The 18,968-nt window shown below is 41.9% G+C and carries 11 protein-coding genes; 1 reads left to right on the top strand and 10 read right to left on the bottom strand.

Annotation, left to right across the window (positions count from 1 at the left end):
* Positions 1–595: 595 nt before the first annotated feature.
* Genes OQ5_RS0108750 through OQ5_RS0108735 form a run of 5 tightly spaced genes read right to left on the bottom strand, consistent with a single transcriptional unit; the run spans position 596 to position 6,301 of the window.
* A complete protein-coding gene (locus OQ5_RS0108750; protein WP_016777127.1) occupies positions 596–1,978 on the bottom strand; it encodes an MATE family efflux transporter in 1,383 nt (460 codons plus the stop codon).
* Entirely contained in the window at positions 1,953–3,203 is a 1,251-nt protein-coding gene (locus OQ5_RS0108745) for an O-antigen ligase family protein (RefSeq protein ID WP_016777126.1), read from the bottom strand. Before OQ5_RS0108745 ends, OQ5_RS0108750 begins: the two co-directional genes overlap by 26 nt.
* Complete coding sequence (locus OQ5_RS24510; RefSeq protein ID WP_016777125.1) at positions 3,187–3,918, bottom strand: tyrosine-protein kinase family protein; 732 nt, start codon at positions 3,916–3,918, stop codon at positions 3,187–3,189. The genes OQ5_RS0108745 and OQ5_RS24510 overlap by 17 nt, the downstream gene beginning before the upstream one ends.
* On the bottom strand, positions 3,861–5,534 hold the full coding sequence (locus OQ5_RS20640; protein WP_255297454.1) for a GumC family protein: 1,674 nt from the start codon (positions 5,532–5,534) through the stop codon (positions 3,861–3,863). The genes OQ5_RS24510 and OQ5_RS20640 overlap by 58 nt, the downstream gene beginning before the upstream one ends.
* Positions 5,531–6,301 (bottom strand): polysaccharide biosynthesis/export family protein, encoded by a 771-nt coding sequence (locus tag OQ5_RS0108735; RefSeq protein ID WP_016777124.1) that lies wholly within the window; start codon positions 6,299–6,301, stop codon positions 5,531–5,533. The genes OQ5_RS20640 and OQ5_RS0108735 overlap by 4 nt, the downstream gene beginning before the upstream one ends.
* A gap of 666 nt (positions 6,302–6,967) precedes the next feature.
* Here OQ5_RS0108735 and OQ5_RS0108730 point away from each other — a divergent pair.
* Positions 6,968–8,677, top strand: a complete 1,710-nt coding sequence (locus OQ5_RS0108730) for an asparagine synthase-related protein (protein ID WP_016777123.1) — start codon at positions 6,968–6,970, stop codon at positions 8,675–8,677.
* 40 nt (positions 8,678–8,717) lie between these two features.
* Here the strand turns inward: OQ5_RS0108730 and def are convergent, their stop codons facing one another.
* From def to nifJ, 5 genes are all read right to left on the bottom strand, one after another.
* Positions 8,718–9,275 (bottom strand): peptide deformylase, encoded by a 558-nt coding sequence (def, locus tag OQ5_RS0108725; RefSeq protein ID WP_016777122.1) that lies wholly within the window; start codon positions 9,273–9,275, stop codon positions 8,718–8,720.
* 500 nt (positions 9,276–9,775) lie between these two features.
* Entirely contained in the window at positions 9,776–10,195 is a 420-nt protein-coding gene (ruvX, locus tag OQ5_RS0108720; protein WP_016777121.1) for a Holliday junction resolvase RuvX, read from the bottom strand.
* A gap of 88 nt (positions 10,196–10,283) precedes the next feature.
* Complete coding sequence (gene ppdK, locus OQ5_RS0108715; protein WP_016777120.1) at positions 10,284–12,995, bottom strand: pyruvate, phosphate dikinase; 2,712 nt, start codon at positions 12,993–12,995, stop codon at positions 10,284–10,286.
* 199 nt (positions 12,996–13,194) lie between these two features.
* Positions 13,195–14,205 (bottom strand): dihydroorotate dehydrogenase-like protein, encoded by a 1,011-nt coding sequence (locus OQ5_RS0108710; protein WP_026055190.1) that lies wholly within the window; start codon positions 14,203–14,205, stop codon positions 13,195–13,197.
* Between the two features lie 818 nt (positions 14,206–15,023).
* Positions 15,024–18,560 (bottom strand): pyruvate:ferredoxin (flavodoxin) oxidoreductase, encoded by a 3,537-nt coding sequence (gene nifJ, locus OQ5_RS0108705; protein ID WP_016777118.1) that lies wholly within the window; start codon positions 18,558–18,560, stop codon positions 15,024–15,026.
* Between the last annotated feature and the right edge of the window lie 408 nt (positions 18,561–18,968).

Below are 18,968 nucleotides of genomic sequence, written 5' to 3'. Positions count from 1 at the left end.
GGCAGGGCTTACCAAAGCAAAAACATGTATAAATTCTGACATGCGAGTTCCATTCGATCTAAAAAAATTTTTTACACGGACGAATCATCTTACATCTAACAAAACCACAAACCGCTCAAAACATGTTATTTAGTGCTTGTCTATAAATTACGCAAAACTTGTTTCTGGTTATGTGTCTGTTCAGAAAGTGCCAGTTGCAAGGCTTGCGAAGACGCCAAAACCGGAGTTTACTAATCGTAAATGAGGATTTTGGCGGCAAGCGTAACACAGCAAATGGTACTTTATGGACAGACACTATTTATGCACTTTTGCTTGCTTCTGAAATATGTTAGTACCTCTAAAACATTGCTATTGACTATTGACTAAAAACTACTGACTAAATTACTTATATCTAAAAGTCTAACGATCTATTGTAATTATGCCGTTTTATTTTTGCCACATAATTTCCCTTTTTGGGCATTCCTTGTATCTCAATACATCAATCTCATATCCATCCCCACCACTTTTCTACCTTAGCACCTTCTAACCGTTCTACCACTGGAAGAGTTCAATCCATAACTCCATGCCCCATGCTTTCTGCCCTCTGCTCGCTGAATCACTTATCCCATATTCCCCGGGCGGTTCCGTTGATGATCTTTTTATATTGAACCGGGTGCAATACTGCTCCAATGGCAAGGCAGGCAATAGTTCCCAGAATGACACCCGCCGAACCCATGTTAAGGTATCTGGCAAAAAATATCGATAACGGAATATTTATCACCGCAATAACAATCGACATATAGAGCTGTAAACGTATCTTTCCCACTCCATTGATGAGATATACAAAAACATTATTCCATGTTTTTATCATAAAAAACAACATCATCAATACCGAAAGATGAAACGGGACCGTAATCATATCTCCGATCCAGATTTCATAGACCCACCCCGAAAGTGCAAGCATGATAAGACTCCCGGCAAGAGAAATACCCCAAAGAATAAGCAACTGATTGATCGACTTTCGTATCCATCTGAATTCCTTTTTTACATATGCCTGAGTAAATGCCGACCAGAACGGCTCAAGCACAATCATGAACAACATCTCTACAATGCCAAAATATTTTCGCGCCACGTTATAGGGAACAACATCAGCCGGTCCGGTAATCTGGGCAATGATGATATTATCGGTCGAAAACATCACAATAACCGATATCTGAACGATAAAAAACTGAATTCCGATTGATGCAAGACTCCTGAATTTTCGCCAGTCGACGTATTTTACAGATGGCCGGATGTGCCTGTACCTGCCCGAAAACAAAACTATTGTAGCCACAGCCTGAACCAACAAAACCGACCCACTTGACAACACACCAATAACAACCAGGTTTCCATACATGATCCGGTATTTCAATGCAACCCATATCCCGATGAAAAACAGAACACTGGATATAGAGCGTAAGGCCTGACTTAAAGCTGGTCTTTGATCAGCTACCAAAACAATACCAACCAGTTTCAGTACAAATCGAATCGTAAAGAAAGAAAAAACAATTAAAAGAGTGGAAATCAGCATACTCTCGTAACTGTCCGAAACGGCTACAATCTCAGGCCAGTCAAAAGTAAAAACACTGATCATCAATAAACCCAATAAAACTGAGCTAATTATACTGATAATGGCATAGGTTGAACTCACATAACTTCGTGCCAAAGAGGTATCACCCTGAGCAAGAGCTTCGGCCAGTTTATTGCGCAGGCCTGTCCCAAGGCCAATGTTGAAAAAGGCAAACCAGTTAATGATCCCTCCCAGGGTGAGCCAAACGCCGTGAAGTTCGGTGCCAAGAAATTTCAGTGTCAAAGGAAAGCGAAGATAACTAACACCTACATCAAGTCCTCTTAGTGCCAGAAGACCCAGAATATTCTTCTTCAATCCTTCACCACGCCTGGTATCCGATTTCAGAAATCGCCGTTTAATTATTTCAAACAGATTCCTCTTTTGAGTCATAATAAGATGCAAACAAGTAACACAAAATGAGCCCAAACGTAAAAACCCAGTAATAAACCATCGTTACGTTGGCCCACCAGAACACCATAAATCCGAAAAAACTACCATAAAATCCTGTTCTTCTGGCCACCAGCCATAACCGCCGGGTAATTAACCCCCAAAAAAGAAACGCCAGAAACGTGCCGATAAACCCATAAGAAAACAAATGAGAAAGATATCCGACATGAATCTGGGATGAACGGTTGGCAATGGCTATAATCACATCATCGGTAAGATGCTGACCGGTGCCAAAATAGGGATTCTCAGGAAAAAACCTCATAAATATTTCAAAAGCCAGGATACGGGTTCCCCCCGATTCATCAAGTAAACGCTCCTCAACATACTGAGAAACGTCATATCCGATGATTTGCAGCACAACCCCCATAAATAAAACCATTACAACCAATCCGACTACTGCCACCAACGAATTTCTTAAAATTCTTTTCTGGTAGAACAAGGCTGGGGCAGCTGCTACAAAAAATCCCAACTGTATATATCTTGAATTATTAACTACTGCAATAAAAAATGCCAGTATCAGTATTAAAACCGGTATTCTGTCACGCTCCTTGATCTCGTAACCGGTAATCAGGGCAACCATCGGTAAGAAAGACAAGCCCACGTCATTTACATCGGTAAAACCAAAAACCGACAACCTTCTTACATGCAAAACGTTGGTTCCCCAATCGTAATGCAACATCGATTCCCGAAATTTTTCCGGCGTAAAAAAGAAAGGATCATGAACAACTTGTAACAGCGATACTATCGCACCCAGCACAATCAGTCCTTTCATCAGCCTTACCAACACATCTATCAGCTTATCAGAAAAAGTCAGATTGTCCACTACAAACAATACGGCAACCGTTTGAAGGGTTCTATTCAGGAAAAATTCATAGAAAACGCCCTTCCTGGCTATAACGTCCTGCCACAAAACAAGGTCCCAGGTTGTATAATAAAGCGCCAGTATTATCCCCGCCGGCAAGTAATTCCGGAAAACTACATTTCCTGTCCCGCGGGCAATAAGCAACATCAAAGCAAAAAAAACAATGGTGCCACCAAACAAACGCTCAAACCCCTGATCAATAGAGTGATAATCGATAAAACAAATCAATGGTGACAGTACAAGCGCAATAAAATACCAACGGGCCCAGAAATGAAAAGAATATATACTGTTATTTTCTGTAACCATACTTGTAGTTATAATAACGCCGGTTCAGCCCCATTGAAACATCATTTAATACAAGTCCCACCCTTTCGGCCTTAAACTCTTTCATATTAGAAATGGTCTTTTTCAAAACATGCAGCGGTGTATATCCTGCCCGTGTCACCATCAAAACAGCATCGGCCAGCGGTATTGTCGCCCTTGTATCAGCAACAATAAGCGGAGCTGAATCAAGTACCACAAAATCGAAATGTTTTTTGACCTCTTCCAGCATCTCCCTGAATTTATCAGACTCCAATATTTCACTGGGATTGGAGGGCATACTCCCTGCGGGGACAATATAAAAGCCTTCTTCTGATGAGGGATAGATTATACTCTTCAGATCGACATCTCCATTTACGTAATCAACCAATCCAGCCTTGTTCTTCAACTCGGGTGCGTAATTTGACACAAGACGAGGACGCCTGAGGTCAAGCTCCATAAGGAGAGTTGGTTTATTGAGACTGGCCAGCGATCGAGAAAGAAAAAACGATGTAAATGTTTTACCTTCCCCCTGCACGGAAGAAGAAATTAAGATTAGCTCCGATTTGCCGGAATGTGGAAGGCCATCCTTGCAAAATGCCAGCAAGTTACTCCTCAGAGTCCGAATCGACTCGGCCTGTGGGGTAAACTGATTATTGCCAGTCAGTTTTTTAAGCGACCGGGCATGAAGAACCTCCCCAACATAATGAACGCCCTCCATACCGGCAAAATCTTTTTCATCCTTAACCTTCCCAAAAGCGTTATCGTATGCCAAAGCAGTAAACGTTGAAAAAAACAATGCCAGAAAGATGGCAACCCGGTAATTTTCTTTGCCTTGGGACTCACAAGTTGCGAATATGAAGGCGGATCAAAAACCTCATAATCCGGTAAATTAGAAGCTCTTGCGATTTGAGACTCGGCTTTTTTCTGCATCAGGTAAGTATAAGTTTCGTCATTGAGTCTGAAATCGCGCCGAAATGTTTGCAAATTTCTTTGTGTTTCGGGCAACTGCCTGATCTGTTGTTCTATGTTGGCCAACCGTGTTTCCGCTTTTCTAAGGTTTTGCTCGGCAATGTTCAGAGAATATCTGACATTCTCCCGGATGGTTTTTCTTAAATTACTGATTCTGGATTCTACCTGACTAAGTAAGGGACTTTTGGTTTGCTGGTTTTCTATCAGGCGGGTACGCTGACCTACAAGTCCAATATACTCTTCCATAAGAATGCTCAGGGAATTATTATTCAAAGCCATAATGGCCGACATGGAATACTCGGTATAATCATCATCCTGAGAAATCTGTCCAGACAAATACTGAAGATAGTCTACCTGGGATTCATATTCCTGCTGTTGCTCTTTAACTCGCGACAATTCATTATATAGTCGTTCAGCACTTTGGCTAACGTCCATTACGTCGCGGGCCGACTGATAACGCTGAAGTGTACGTTCTGCCCGTCTCAAAGAATCAGAAACCGATTCAAGAAGTTTGTCGATGTAATCGATGGTAGAATTGGCAATATGGTTTTTCCGCTCCAGATTATTTTCAATAACCGTTTCCAGAAAGGCCTGGAGAAAATCCATTCCTTTACTGGTATTTCCCGTTCTGAAACTAACATTAATCACGGTGCCGTTAAGATTGGCCGGCTCCAGTATTAACCGGCCTTTGTAAGCAGCCACGAGTTGATCATCCGTCAATATCTGAAACTTAAACAGATTATCATCTTCCGGTACCGATTCTTCTTCCCAGAATATAGTAAACTTAAAATAATCACTTTCCAACGGTTTACCGAACTCCCCCACTGCCGAAAACTCCAGGTTTTCCACTTTCCGGGTAAAAGACTGATTCAAAAAGTCATAAACACCTCCGCTTCCTTTTTCGACAGACAGACGATACCGCTCCTTTGACAATACTTCCAATTGAATAGGTACGCCAACGAGCTGAGGCACTGCCCCGTCCATCACAACATTAAATGGACTGGAATTATACAACTCCACATCATCGAAAAAATCAACCTTGTAATATTCCACCCGGCTGTTAAACTTGGAAATGGCTTCACGAATGATAGGCGAAGCCTGAATAGTCAGCAAACTGTTCTCAAAATTGTTGCGTCCGGCAAATAATTCTGATCCCGGAATAAATGAAGTCGGATCCTGTACGCCTCTTTCACGAACATGAACAACCAGTTTTGCACTGAGCTCATGTATGCTGGGCTTGGTTCTTATGTAAAAAAAAGCAAGCCCAACAAATAATATCAGAAAAAAAGGATATAACTTCCAATATTTAATAAGACGACGAAATACACTCCTCACGTCATCGGAAACCTGGTTCTTTTGAATCATAAATCATTCCTCCTTATGTAATCAAAGATTAACAACGAAGTTGTTGCGGCAGACAGAATAAGTGAGAAAGGTACCTGATCGATACCCCATACCCTCCTGTTCAAGGGTTCCACATAAACAATATCTCCCGATTTGAGATAGTAAAAATCAGAAATGAACAAACTTTTATCGGTCAGGTCAACAGAGTTTTTTCTTATTCGCCCGTTACTCTCTCTTAGTATAACGACCTTTTCCCTGTCGCCATATTCCTGTATATCACCGGCAAGACCTAATGCCTGAAAAATATTGATATTCTCCCCCGAATAAAAATACCGTCCCGGGTTTTCAACCATACCGATAACGGTTACATTTTTATTAACAAATGACACCTTTACCGATGGAGAATAGAAATAACTTTTCAACTCTTCCTGTATTTCAGCGGCTACTTCATCAACGGTTTTTCCTTCCACATGCGTCTTTCCTAACAATGGCAGGTCAATATCCCCGTTTTCATCAACCTGATAGGATATCAATGAATAATCGGTACTTGTTCTTCCCCCTATCCTTCCCTCGCCACCGGAAAGCATTTCGGGGTTTTCTTCACTAAAACTGCTGACATGGACGTACAACTCATCAAAAGTCTGTACGAGTGCCCGCTTTTGTTCATTCAGGAATTCTACACCAAGATCCTTCTTCTTTCCCTCGTCCTGAACATAGACCATCCTGCGTCGGGTCATGCATCCCGACAAAAGCGCCAAAATCAAACTGAATATGATTATTCTCCACATACTGTTTACCTTATGTTTTCAAGCAAAATTAGAGCAAGTAGAAGGAGAATGTCAATTTGTTTTTTATCGACGGTTTTCGCAAAAGTCTGCCAAATATATGAATAAAGGCATATCAGCAACTTCTTCTATACACTAACCTGCAAACAGTTATAGAGTATAAGATTTAAAATATCCTGCTCTTTGGACAAAACAAGACATTTGACAAATTAAAGACTACACAGGGTGAAGGTTTTTTAATAATGGATAAAAAAACCCGAATTACGCACACATAAACAACCCGGCATCTGGTCAATTTTTCATTGCTTTTTACAAAAGGTTGTTTTATTTTCTACCTGTTTTCATTAGTGTCTGTCCATAAAGTACCATTTGCTGTGTTACGCTTGCCGCCAAAATACTCATTTACGAAAAGTAAACTCCGTTTTTGGCGGCTTCGCAAGCCTTGCAACCGGCACTTTCTGAACAGACACACATGTTGTGAAAATTTTTGTGAGTTTATAGACGCAATAGTCAGTTAAAAAAAGCCTAAAAGCAGAGACGCAATGACGCAAAGTTTTTATTATGAAAGAGTTCCGTTTTGTGGCATTTACTATTTAAACAATTAATTATCAAACAACTGTAAAAGTTTAACAGAGTATTGAGACGAGCACTAACTAAAAATCAGAAATTATGGCCAAAACCATTTGGATTTGTTCACGAAAAGAACTTCCCCGGGATACAAAAGATAAAATACACTCCGTTTGTGACAAGATAACGCCCGACAATATTACTCCCCTGCCACATAAAGTTGTGACAAACACCAAGGTCGCTTATGGTATAACCAACCCGCAAGACACCCTGATCATCAAAGATAACAGCCTGATGCTGGGCATGCTTTTCGAAGAAGCAGATAACTGGCATATTCCCGGTGTGAAACATCCAGATGGTTCGTTCGCCCTTATACGCGACAACGATGATTTTTGTGAGTTGGTTACTGATGCGGTTGCTTCTCGAACCATCTGGTATTATAAGAACGATGATCTTTTTGTGGCTTCAACCTCTCAAAGGGCAATAATCCTGTTTATCGGCGGATTTGAGTTCAATAAAAGAACCATTCCCTGGATGCTTGCTACCGGATGTCCCGGGCCCCAATATTCCTGGGACAAAAGAATAAATATGGTACCTCCCGATTCTGCTGTTATTCTGAATAAGCATGACTGGAGTATTCAAATGAAACAAACCCCCATAGTATTTGAAGAAGTCAAAAAAGACAATAAATTTCACGAAGAAAAGCTTAAACAAACATTAGAGTCAACTTTTAATTCTATTGACTTTGATTTTTCTGATTGGGTGCTTCCGCTTTCGGGAGGATTCGACAGCCGGGGCATCCTCTGCTTTCTTAAGCAAAAAGGTAAAACTGACAATCTGAAGACTGTTACCTGGGGACTAAAATCATCATTGAAACAGCGGAAAAACGATGCTTTTATAGCAAAAAAACTGGCCGAAGCATTCAATGTCTCACATCAGTATTTTTATACCAACTTATCGGATGAACCAACTGAAAAAATCCTTCATCGATTTTTAATTAACGGGGAAGGTCGCCTCGACAATTTTGCCGCTTACATGGATGGGTTTCATATTTGGAAGGCGCTTCTCGAGAATGGCTTCAAAGGTATTATCAGAGGTGACGAAGGTTTTGGCTGGAGAGAAGTATCTTCACCTCTTACAGCCAGACTCTCTGCCGGGCTTGGCTTGTGTTCTGATTATTCTAATCTGAAGGAATACAGAAAATACGATATTCCTGAACAGGAAATTCCTGATGATCTTCTGCAAAGAGAGAACGAATCAATTAAGCAGTGGGCCGACCGGCTTTATCATGGATTCCACCTGCCTGCTATTCTGGCTGCTCTTTCCGACCTTAAGTTATCTTATGTGGAAATTGCCAACCCACTCCTTTCAAAAAGAATACTTCTGCAAGCAAGACAATTACCCGATCATTTGCGCAATGACAAAGCTCTATATAAGAAAATTGTCAAATCGATGAGTCCCAAAGTTCCTTTTGCCACCCGGCATGCCGAAGCTCTTTTGCCCAACAGTGTTAAACAAAAAAGAGTAGTAGACTTAATAAAAAAGGAACTTGAATCGGATTTCGCCAAAGAAATTTTTTCGGAAGAATTTCTTAATCAAATCATTAAAAACCTAAGAATTGCCGACGATCAAAAGTCCAATGAGGCTAAGCCTTTTTCTATAAAACTCTTGTTAAAACAAATACTTCCGGTTTCAATAAAGAATTATTTAAAAGACAGAGCCTCATCCAAATTGTCGATAGACTACAACCTTTTAGGTTTTAGGGCTTTTATCATATTAAGGATGAATAAGTTATTAAAAAAACAGATTTAAACAAGAACAATTGTTTGTCAAAGCCACGGGCATCAACCGGTTATTTTGGAAGTTTTATTCTGTAATTCACATTCACTTTACCTTTGCTTATTGCATTCAGTTTACCTTTAAGAAGGCGCTTCTTCAATGCAGCCAGATGATCTACAAATAAAATTCCCTGAATATGGTCATACTCGTGCTGGACTACACGGGCAGCCCAGCCTTCAATCACTTCTTCATGCTCTTTAAAGTCAGAATCTACATACCTGATCTTCACTTTAGTCTGCCGGGAAACTTCTTCGTTTATTCCGGGAATACTCAAGCAGCCTTCATAATCAGAAGCCTGATCACCGTCACGTTCGAGTATCTGTGCATTGATAAAGACTCTTTTAAATTCAGCCAATTCGGGAAATTCGTCTGCCAGAGGTGTGGCATCGATTACAAAAATACGCTTGGAAAGACCTATTTGCGGACCTGCCAGGCCAATACCATCGGCATTGTACATAGTCTCAAACATATCGTCAACTAATTGTTTGAGTTCTTCTTTTTCTTCGGGCACAAAGTCTTCGGTTTCTTTTCTTAATACCGGATGCCCGTAAACAACTACAGGATATATCATTTTATTAGATTATTAGATTGTTAGATTGTTAGGGTTGTTAGGGTTGTTATTTATTGGATTGATTGTCTCGTATAACTATATAGTGTCTGTCCATAAAGTGCCATTTACTGTGTTACGCTCGTCCAAATTTACTCATTTACGATGAGTAAACTCCGTATTTTCGGACTTCGCAAGCCTTGTAAATGACACTTTCTGAACAGACACAGGATAAGCAGGAATCTTTTCCTACTTTATAGATACGCACTGATTAGTGTTTGTCCATAAAGTACCATTAGCTGTGTTAAGCTCGTCGCCAAAATACTCATTTACGAAAAGTAAACTCCGTTTTTGGCGGCTTTGGAAGCCTTGCAACTGGCACTTTCTGAACAGACACATATTGCGAAAATTTTTGCGAATTTATGGATAAGCACTATATTGTTCGTTAAAAAGATATTACGATCTATCGTGGTATAAGGGAGAAATAAAAATTACTCTGCACCTTCAATCAAGCAACCGGATATCTAACCCTGTTTATTCTCTTCCAGATAAGTCTGAAGTATTATTGTTGCACTGATTTTATCAACCAACATTTTATTTTGACGTTTCTTTTTACTCAATCCTGCATCAATCATGGTCTGAAAAGCCATTTTACTGGTATAGCGTTCATCCACCATGTGAACGGGAATGTTCGGGTATTTGTTCTGTAACGAGCGTACAAACGGCCTTATCTGCTTCATGGACTCCGAGTCTTGGCCTGAATCTTTGGTAGCATGTCCTACCACAAAAGCATCTACCTCCTCCCTGGCCAGATATTCTTCCAGAAAAGAATAGATTCTGGCCGATGGGATAGTATCCAACCCGTTAGCAATGATCTGTAACGGATCGGTAACTGCCAGTCCGATTTTCTTTTTACCGTAATCGAAAGCGAGAATTCTTCCCACAACAATTTATTTTTCAGGCACAAAATTAACAAAAAAAGCGGGAACCGCCCGGCTCCCGCTTTCTAAATAAGCTATTATAATAAATTGTTTATTGTTCGCGGGCAGCCGCTTGAGCAGCAGCCAAACGTGCAATGGGCACACGATAGGGCGAACAACTTACATAATCCATGCCTGTGCGATGGCAGAATTCAACCGATGAAGGTTCACCGCCATGTTCACCACAAATACCGACTTTCAGTTCCTTTTTGGCCTCACGACCTCGTTTGGTACCCAGTTCCACAAGCTGACCAACTCCTCTCTGGTCGAGAACCTGGAAAGGATCCTCTTTCAGGATACCTTTGTCCAGATAGACGGGCAGGAATTTCCCTGCATCATCGCGGGAATAACCAAAGGTCATCTGCGTGAGGTCATTGGTGCCGAACGAGAAGAAATCGGCCTCTTTGGCTATCTCATCGGCAGTAAGGGCTGCTCGTGGAATTTCAATCATTGTTCCCACCAGGTAATCAATCTTATCGCCTTTTTCTTCAAACACGTTCTTGGCAGTAGAATGAATAATTTCGGCCTGCAATTGGAATTCTTTCAGTGTTCCCACCAAAGGCACCATAATTTCGGGACGTGCATCTACACCTTTCTTCTTAAGATTAAGTGCAGCCTCAATGATGGCACGTGCCTGCATCTCAGTAATTTCCGGATAAGTGATGCCTAAACGGCAGCCTCGGTGTCCCAGCATTGGGTTGAACTCCTCAAGTTCGGCCACAGTATTACGGATTTGTTCAATAGGCACTCCAATTTCTTCAGCGAGAGCTTTTTGTGTGGCTTGCTGGTGAGGCACAAACTCATGCAACGGCGGATCGAGCAGACGTACTGTTACACCATAACCGGCCATGGCTTCGAAAATACCCTCGAAGTCTTCACGCTGGTAAGGCAACAATTTGGCAAGTGCCTTCTTGCGGCCTTCGGTAGTAGTAGCCAGGATCATCTCACGCATGGCCTTGATGCGTTCTCCTTCGAAGAACATGTGCTCTGTACGGCACAGTCCAATCCCTTTTGCGCCAAAATCACGGGCAACTTTAGCATCATTGGGAGAATCGGCATTGGTACGAACGCTCATTTTAGCAAACTTATCCGACAACTCCATAATGAGAGCAAAGTCGCCACTCATATCAGGTTTACGTGTCTCCACTTTCCCTTCATAAACTTCTCCTGTAGAGCCATTCAGTGATATCCAGTCGCCTTCTTTATAAACTTTACCATCGATGGTCATGGTACGGGCACGATAATCAAGCTTAACAGCCCCTGCACCCGACACACAGCATTTGCCCATACCCCGGGCAACCACAGCTGCGTGTGAGGTCATACCTCCCCGGGCAGTTAAAATACCACGGGCCACGTTCATACCTTCGAGGTCCTCTGGCGAAGTCTCTGTACGAACCAAAATAGTTTGTTCGAACTTGGTTGCCTCATCTGCAAAGAAAACAATCTGTCCGGTTGCAGCCCCCGGAGAAGCCGGCAATCCTTTGGCTAATACTTTGGCCGAACGAATGGCTGTTGAATCAAAAACAGGATGGAGCAATTCATCCAGCTTAGCTGGTTCCAGACGTAACAAAGCGGTTTTTTCATCGATGAACTTATCACGATACATATCCATGGCAATTTTCACCATTGCAGCACCAGTGCGTTTGCCGTTTCTGGTTTGCAGCAGCCAGAGCTTTCCTTCCTGAATGGTAAACTCAAGGTCCTGCATATCTTTGTAATGCTCTTCAAGCTTTCGTTGAACTTCAAAGAGTTCCTTGTAAAGCTCCGGCATCGTTTCTTCAAGAGAAGGAAATTTGCTGGCTCTTTCTTCTTCGGAAATACCCTGTAGTTTTGCCCAACGCCGGCTTCCTTCGAGCGTTATTTCCTGTGGCGTCCGAATACCGGCTACAACATCTTCTCCCTGAGCATTGATCAGGTACTCGCCATTAAAGATATTCTCTCCGGTCGCAGCATCACGGGTAAAAGCAACGCCTGTAGCAGAAGTATTACCCATGTTCCCAAACACCATGGCCTGAACGTTAACAGCAGTACCCCACTCATCCGGAATACCATGCAGGCGACGGTAATAAACGGCTCTGGCATTACTCCAGCTGTCAAAAACAGCAGCAACAGCGCCCCATAGCTGATCGTACGAGTCGGTGGGGAAATCTTTTCCGGTGCGTTTTTTTACTGCATCTTTAAACTTTTGAACCAGCCCTTTAAGATCATCAACTGTGAATTCGGTATCCAGTTCAATACCTTTTTCCTCTTTCACCTTTTCCATGATCTCTTCGAAAGGATCCGAATCCTCTTTCGATTCAGGCTTAAGACCCATTACCACATCGCCATACATTTGAATAAAGCGGCGATAAGAATCCCATGCAAAACGCTCGTTACCGGTCTTTTTTGCCATTCCTTCCACTACCTCATCGTTTAACCCGAGGTTAAGAATGGTATCCATCATCCCGGGCATTGAGGCCCGGGCACCAGAACGTACAGAAACCAGAAGTGGATTGTTTTTATCTCCGAATTTAGTGCCGGTCAGTTTCTCAACATGAGCAATGGCCTTTTCAACTTCATCTTTAATAAGTTCAATGACCTTTTCGTGGCCCAACTCATTATATTCGGTACAAACGTCCGTTGTGATAGTAAATCCCGGAGGTACCGGTACTCCAATACGGTTCATTTCGGCAAGGTTTGCCCCTTTGCCACCAAGGAGCTCCTTCATATCTGCCCGGCCCTCGGCTTTTCCATTTCCAAATGTGTAAACACGCTTTTTACTCATAATTACCTCTTTTGTAATGTTTTATGATTAACACTTAAATAATTGCAATTTTTCCGGTCTAAAATTAATTATTTTTCCAGGGATAATTCAATATTTTGAAAGTTTAGATGCTTTTTACTTCCAATTTGTCAAAGAGTTCCGAAAAAAGCCGGACTGTAACAACTACAATCCGGCTTTTGCATTATTGTTCTTCACGGCTCTAACGCATAGGATATTTTTTAAAATACTCTTTCGACTTCATTAAAAAGTCGACATACTGACCGCGCTTATATGCGAAAGGTTCGTTAATACGGCTGTGTGACATTTTGCCTTTAAAATCATCAATAGTCTGGTACCCTTTTTCTTTCATCCAGTCGCCCAATTCATCAAGCATTTTGGTAATCTGATCGGCACCATTACGATATATGGTACTTACTACCTGTGCAACATCGGCCCCGGCAAGAAGTGTTGCTATCAAATCTTCGCCATCGAGAATTCCTGTATTGGCAGCAATATTGGCCTGTATACGTCCATGCAATAAACCTGCATACCTGATAGACAGACGATTATCGCCCTTATGGCTGAGATTGTAAGGCATTTCAAATGATTCTTTCCAGATATTTATATCGGGTTGGAAAAGCCTGTTAAACAAAACGAAAGCATCGGCTCCGTCTTCACTCAGCCGGTTAATAAATTCCAGGGCATTCGTATAAAAAGGACTGAGCTTAACTGAAACCGGAATTTCAACTTTCCTTTTTATTTGTTTCAATATATCAATACGAGTCGACTCTATTTCCTGAGGTGTTTTATTGGCATCCGTGATGGTACTGTAGAAATTAATTTCGAGACCGTCAACACCTGTTTTCTCTAACAATTCCGCATACTCTACCCATGTAGAGTCGAAGATACAGTTCAAGCTGGCAATGACCGGTATTGAAACCGATTCTTTAAGCTCCTTTACAGCTATTAAATGCGCTCTGGGGCCGGAATGTTTGACCTTTGGAAAAAGATCGATCATCTCGGCATGACGGTCGTCGTATTCATGCAGGTCATCTTCAAGCTCAGCAGCTTCCAGATTGATCTGTTCCTCAAAAAGCGATTTGTAAACAATGGCGGATGCGCCAGCTTCTTCGAGCTTTTTTACCATCTCCGTGTCGGTAACCAGATTACTGGCTCCAACCACCAATGGATTTTTGAGGGGAATCCCCATGTAATGTGTTGATAAGTCCATATTCTATAGCTTCTTTTTGTTATACAATACTCCGTCCAATTGTTTGTGTTTAAAAAGAATTGTTTGTTAAAATACAGTATATAAATATTTTACAAATAATTTTGAAATCTTACATCTTACAATCTTATTGAATTAACATTTTTATAGTTATTTTGTTGACCTCAGTTCATTAAAACCAAAGCGTCAAATTACCCCTAAGTTAATAAAGCATGGTGAACAAATCAACCAGAAACCTTCCATAATATTATTCATGGTACTTTTCCCCAATAGTCAGTTAAAAAGGCCTAAACATAGAAAGGCAATGACGCAAAGTTTTTATCATAAGACCTGATTTCTGCAAAGGGTTTATATTTTTTGGTGAGTCCGGTCTCAATAGATTGTTAGATTTTTAGATATAAGTATTTTAGTCAATAGTCAATAGTCAATAGTCAATAACAATGTTTTAGAGGAACTGACATATCCCCGAAGCTGACAAAAGTGCATAATTAGTGCTTGTCTGTAAACCCGCAAAAATTTTTTCAATATGTGTGTCTGTTCAGAAAGTACCAGTTGCAAGGCTTGCGAAGCCGCCAAAACCGGAGTTTACTTTTCGTAAATGAGGATTTTGGCGGCGAGCGTAACACAGCAAATGGTGCTTTATGGACAGACACTAATTACAAACAACTGGTTTGCAACGTACTGTAAAAGTTTAACGGACTGTTGCGGTCTAAAAAGTAATCTTTATTGCCAAACTCTATGTTGTTTTAAACAGACACTTTGTTAAAAAAAAAGGCTGCCTCATAGAGACAGCCTCTTTTTTATCTGGAATACTAAAACTTTTATTCCGCCTCGGAATACGACATAGCAGCCAGTCGCTTATACGTATTATAACGCCATTTGGAATTTTCCTGTGCAGCTTTGAAGAGCTCCTTCGCCTGCTCAGGAAAAGTTTTCATGAGTGCCGTATAGCGTACTTCTCCTTTGAGGAAGTCCTCGAACTTACTCCAGTCGGGTTCTTTCGAGTCGAGCTGGAAAGGATTCTTTCCTTCGGCCTCAAGCATTGGATTGTAACGATACAGATGCCAGTAACCGCACTCAACAGCACGTTTACCCTCACTTTGTGATGCACCCATACCGGCTTTCAGACCGTGATTAATACATGGAGAGTAAGCAATAATGAGCGATGGCCCCGGATAAGCTTCGGCTTCTTTAATTGCCTTGAAGTACTGGTTCATATTGGCTCCCATCGACACCTGCGCTACGTAAACATATCCGTAAGTAGTAGCCATGAGACCAAGATCCTTTTTCCGGATTTGTTTCCCGGCAGCTGCAAATTTAGCAACAGCTCCAACCGGTGTCGATTTGGAAGCCTGACCTCCTGTATTGGAATACACCTCGGTATCCATAACAAGAATGTTGACATCCTGACCAGAGGCTATTACATGGTCCAATCCACCGTAACCGATGTCATAAGCCCAGCCATCGCCGCCAAAAATCCAGACAGACTTCTTCACCAGGTAATCTTTAAGTGCAAGGATTTCTTTGGCAACCTCATGTTTCTCGTTCTCCAAAGCTTTAACCACCGCGTTTGAAACCTCACGTGTCTTTTCGCCGTCGTTTTTAGCTTCAATCCATGCTTCGAAGGCAGTTTTGGTATCAGCGGCAACTTCTGCCATATTCTCCTTCATGAGGCGTTCAATCCTATCCCTAAGCTTATCAACACCAACAGCCATACCCATACCATACTCGGCATTATCTTCAAATAATGAGTTGGCCCAGGCAGGTCCGTGTCCATCTTTATTGGCGCAATAAGGTGTAGCAGGTGCCGATCCGCCATAAATTGAAGAACAACCTGTGGCATTGGCTATCATCATCCGATCGCCATACAGTTGTGTAATCAGCTTAATGTAAGGTGTTTCGCCACAACCTGCACAAGCACCGGAGAATTCGAATAAGGGCTGGGCAAATTGAGAAGCCTTGAGATTGGTGGTTTTTGGTGTGATGTTGTCTTTTATGGAAACTTTCTCAACCATATAATCCCATCTTTCGGCTTCATCCATCTGCGAATCAAGTGGTTTCATTATTAACGACTTCTCCTTGGAAGGACAAATATCCACGCAGTTGCCGCAACCTGTACAATCGAGAACACTCACCTGAATACGGAACTGAAGCCCGTCAAAACCTTTTCCGTTGGCTTTCTTGGTAACAGTGCCTTCGGGTGCATTGGCCATCTCTTCCTCATTGAGAAGGAACGGACGAATAGCAGCATGCGGGCAAACATAAGCACACTGATTACACTGAATACAGTTCTCCATCTGCCATTCGGGTACTTCAACGGCAATTCCGCGTTTTTCGTAAGCTGTTGTTCCCGGAGGGAATGTTCCGTCTTCACGTCCCTTAAAAGCACTCACGGGAAGATCATCGCCTTTCTGAGCATTAATCGGGAATACAACCTTACTGATGAATTCCGGAACCGGTTTACCGTTGGAGTCTGCTTCAGGCTGAGCATCGGCCCAATCTGAAGGTATTTCAACTTTGGTAACATTACCACCTTCTTCAACCGCCTTGAAGTTCATATTGACGATGTCTTCTCCTTTTTTGCCGAAAGACTTTACGATGAACTTCTTCATTTCTTCAACAGCCTGGTCGTAAGGAATAACTTCGGCAATTTTGAAAAATGCGGACTGCATTATGGTATTGGTACGGTTACCAAGGCCTATTTCTTTGGCAATCTGTGTGGCATTAATAATGTAAAAGTTGATATTATTTTTGGCCATATACCGTTTCATATCAGCCGGGATGCGTTTCCTGGTCTCCTCTTCATCCCAGATACTGTTCAAAAGAAAAGTACCACCCTTTTTAAGGCCTTTCAGCATATCGTATTTACCCAGATATGAAGGAACATGACAAGCTACAAAGTCGGGGGTGTTTACCAGATAGGGTGAACGGATCGGCTCATCGCCAAACCTCAGGTGAGAAATGGTAATACCGCCAGACTTTTTAGAATCGTAGGCAAAATAAGCCTGAGCGAACTTATCGGTATTTTCTCCTATGATTTTGATGGAGTTCTTATTGGCACCAACTGTTCCGTCTGATCCAAGACCGTAAAACTTACCTGCAAATGTACCTTTGGGTGCGAGGTCGATCTCTTCCTTAAGCGGCAACGACTTATAGGTAACATCGTCGACAATACCCACTGTGAAATCGTTCTTGGGCTCTTTCATCTTCAGATTTTCAAAAACGGATATGATCTGAGCAGGAGTAGTATCCTTGGAAGACAGACCATAACGACCGCCAACAATAATGGGAGCATTCTCTTTTCCGTAGAAGAGATCACGGATGTCAAGATAAAGCGGGTTGCCGTTTGCACCTGGTTCCTTGGTACGGTCGAGTACTGCTACACGTTTGGTGCTTTTGGGAAATGCCTCGAAAAAATATTTGGCAGAGAAAGGACGATACAAATGTACAGCAATCAGTCCTACTTTTTCTCCATTGTCATTCAGGTAATCAACAGTTTCTTTAATGGTGTCGGTTACAGATCCCATAGCTACAACCACATGTTCTGCGTCATCGGCGCCATAATAATCAAATGGCCGGTATTTACGTCCGGTTATTTTTGAAATTTTGTCCATATAATCGGACACAATATCAGGAACTGCATCGTAAAAGGGGTTGGCTGATTCGCGTGACTGGAAGTAGATATCCGGGTTTTGAGCTGTACCACGGGTAACCGGATGTTCGGGATTCAGGGCATTGTCACGGAACTTCTTCAAAGCATCTCTATCCACCAGAGCTGCCAGAGCATCCTGATCAATAGCTTCAATTTTCTGAATCTCATGAGATGTCCGGAAACCGTCAAAGAAATGCAGGAATGGAATACGACTTTTTATGGCTGCAAGGTGAGCTACACCGGCCAAATCCATTACTTCCTGAACACTCCCGGTAGCCAGCATGGCAAATCCGGTCTGACGGGTTGCCATTACGTCACTGTGATCCCCAAAAATTGAAAGAGCCTGAGCTGCAAGACTACGGGCGCTGACGTGAAAAACCCCGGGTAACAATTCACCGGAAATCTTATACATATTGGGAATCATCAGTAACAATCCCTGAGAAGCCGTGAAAGTGGAAGTAAGCGCACCTGCCTGCAAAGCTCCGTGAACAGCTCCGGAGGCGCCACCTTCCGATTGCATCTCTTCAACTTTTACTGTTTCTCCAAAAATGTTTTTTCGTCCATTGGCCGCCCACTCATCAATATTTTCGGCCATGTTTGACGACGGGGTAATGGGATAGATGGCAGCTACCTCACTAAACATGTAAGCCACGTGAGAAGCAGCATAATTCCCGTCACAGGTAATGAACTTCTTGTTTTTAACCATTTGTCTGTTCTCCTTATTATTTAAAAATTCATTAACTGAGTCTGCTCCTGAAAGAGACTTTTAGGAGTGGACTCATAATTCGATTTACTTAAATATAAAATGTTAATGCTTAAATATTTTAATTCATCAGTATAAAATTAGTCTAAGTTATTGGTCTGATGGAACTCGCATGATTGGAACTTATACATGTTCTTATTGTGTTAAACCTGTCTATGTTCATTTCATCTTATATCTAAAAATCTAATGATCTATTATAGCAAACCTTGTCATGCTCGTTTCATTCGTATATTAGTTTGTCCGATTTATTGGAGTAATATTTCCCGATTTATTCTCCATGCTACCATCCTGCCCCTTTACCTTATCACCTTTCCACCTTTCCCCCATGCTCTTTGCCCCATGCTCTTTGCC

This window comes from Anaerophaga thermohalophila str. Valhall, from assembly GCF_000250735.1.
In the GTDB taxonomy this organism is placed as follows: Bacteria; Bacteroidota; Bacteroidia; order Bacteroidales; family Marinilabiliaceae; genus Anaerophaga; species Anaerophaga thermohalophila_A.
Note: the sequence above shows the minus strand (reverse complement) of the source record. Positions and strands in the feature narration are given on the sequence as shown.